A 2,134-nucleotide genomic window follows, 5' to 3' on the forward strand; every position below is an offset into this window, starting at 1 on the left:
GTCGAGCGTTCCGCGAATACTGTCCGCGACAGGGTCGTTATGATCGTCGCCGTCGATGAGAACCGAGAAGATCCCCGAGATCGAACCTTTGCCATCTTCGCCGGGTCCGGCTCGCTCCAGCAGGCGCGGCAGATCGCTGAAGACGCTGGGCGTATATCCGCGCGCGACGGCGGGCTCTCCGGCTGCGAGAGCCACGTCGCGCGCAGCATGAGCGTAGCGCGTCACGGAATCGACGATCAACAGAACGGATTCACCAAGATCACGAAAATACTCCGCGATGCTGAGCGCTGTCTTCGGCGCTTGGCGGCGCATCATCGGGCTCTCGTCTCCGGTCGAGACCACGATCACCGAGCGCCCCCTGTTGGGGGCGATAGCGCCTTCCAGAAACTCGCGCACTTCGCGGCCACGCTCGCCGACGAGCGCGACCACGATCGTGTCGAAACCTTCGCAGCGCGCCACCATCGAGAGCAGCGTGGATTTCCCGACGCCTGAGCCGGCAAAGATACCGATGCGCTGGCCTTCGCAGAGCGGAGTAAACAGATCGATGGCCCGGACACCGGTCCTGAGCGGTTTACGAACGCGCGACCGGGTCATCGCGGGCGGTGGAACCGCGTCGATCGGCATCGCCGAAGCGCCGGGAACGAGCGTGCCAAGGTCGTCGATCGCCTCACCCAAGGCGTTCACCACTCGCCCCTTCCAGCTCGGGTGTGGGCATAGGCTCATGCTCGCCATGCGATACACGGGGGTGCCGACACCGGCATCGATGTGCCCATCGAACGGCTTGATGGTGACACCCGTATCGTCGACGCGAACGACCTCGCCGACCTGCGATCGGTCACCGACGTCGAAACCGATGCGATCTCCCATCTTGACGAATACTGATAGGCCGCTGGCGCGATAGAAGCTCGGCGTCACCTCGCGAACAACGCCGCTGACGCGGACCTTCGGGAGAGTCTGCAAGCCGGTGAGGAGAGCCGCCTCGAGGCGCTCGAGCGCATGCATCAGCTGCTCCCTCTACGCTCTTCAGGCGCTCGGGCCGAGCGCGCGGATCGCGCTCAACAGGGACGATTCAGTCTCGGAGATTGTCGACGCTGCGCTGTCGAACGTGCGCGAAAGCGAAATCAGTTTCGACATTTCAAGAACCGGATTGACGTTGGCGCCCTCGGCATAGCCCTGTTGGATACCGATCGACGTGAAGTCCTGAACAGCCTGCGGCTGCAAGCTCGAAATCACGCCCGAGTTGCCGAAGCGGGACAGTTCACTTTCGCCTGCGATCGAAAACAGGCCGAGCGTCCCGACCTGGGTATCGCCCTGCGTAATCATCCCGTCACGGCCGATGATCGGAGGGCCCGCGTCCGGATCGAGGAGGACGTTCGTACGTCCGGCATCGAGCACGGAATAGCCGTCCATGGTCTGAAGCTCACCCGTCTCGGTCATCTTCATCCGTCCGTCCTTGGTATAGACGGTGCCGATCGGCGTGTTGACCGCCATCCAGGCATCGCCTTGGACAGCCACGTCGAGCGGATTGTCGGTCTTCGTCACAGAGCCGGGGCGCCGTGAGATGTAGGTATCGCCTTGCGATGAGAAGGCGACCGCTTCTTTGCCGGCTTGTGACAGCACGGTCGAGAACTTGACCTCCTCCGCCCGGTAACCGCCCGTGTTCACGTTGGCGACGTTGTTGGCGATCGTGTTCAGCCGGCGTTCGAGAGCGACTTGCGCCGACAGCGCGACATATAGAGCCGATTGCATTTCAGAAACCTCCCGACTTGATACGTTGGAGGCTGACGAGCAGGTCCGCGCTCATGCCGCCGGTCGTGTCCCCGCTGCCGAAAAGCGTCAGCACCGGCGAAGTCTCCGTGTTGTTCTTGGCCTCCCACATCACCGAGAAGCGTTGCAGGAAGCGGTTCATCTCAGCTGGATCCTTGAGGCTCTCCAGATCGAGCCTGTGCGCGATCATCGCTGCCTTGGCATCGATGTTGCTGCCGCCCTCCGGTAGATTGAAAGCCGTCTGCACGACCTGCAGGAGTGCGACGTCTGCGAGGATCTCGTACGGACTTTTGATGTCCGTCGCCTTGCGCTGGAAATAGAGGGCGAGTCGAACGCCAGGATCTTCTTCGCCGGCGGTGTTCTCCAG

Annotated in this window: 3 protein-coding genes; all 3 read right to left on the bottom strand. The window is 62.6% G+C overall.

What is annotated here, in order from left to right; genetic code table 11:
* A partial coding sequence (gene fliI, locus AC1DT3_RS18930) for a flagellum-specific ATP synthase FliI (protein WP_477466764.1) occupies window positions 1-1,002 on the bottom strand: 1,002 nt, incomplete at its 3' end.
* A gap of 21 nt (window positions 1,003-1,023) precedes the next feature.
* A complete protein-coding gene (flgF, locus tag AC1DT3_RS18935) occupies window positions 1,024-1,749 on the bottom strand; it encodes a flagellar basal-body rod protein FlgF (protein WP_477466765.1) in 726 nt (241 codons plus the stop codon).
* A gap of 1 nt (window position 1,750) precedes the next feature.
* The coding region (locus AC1DT3_RS18940; RefSeq protein ID WP_477466766.1) for a DUF1217 domain-containing protein at window positions 1,751-2,134 on the bottom strand (384 nt) is incomplete at its 5' end.

The organism is Microvirga sp. P4_G7 (assembly GCF_056401005.1).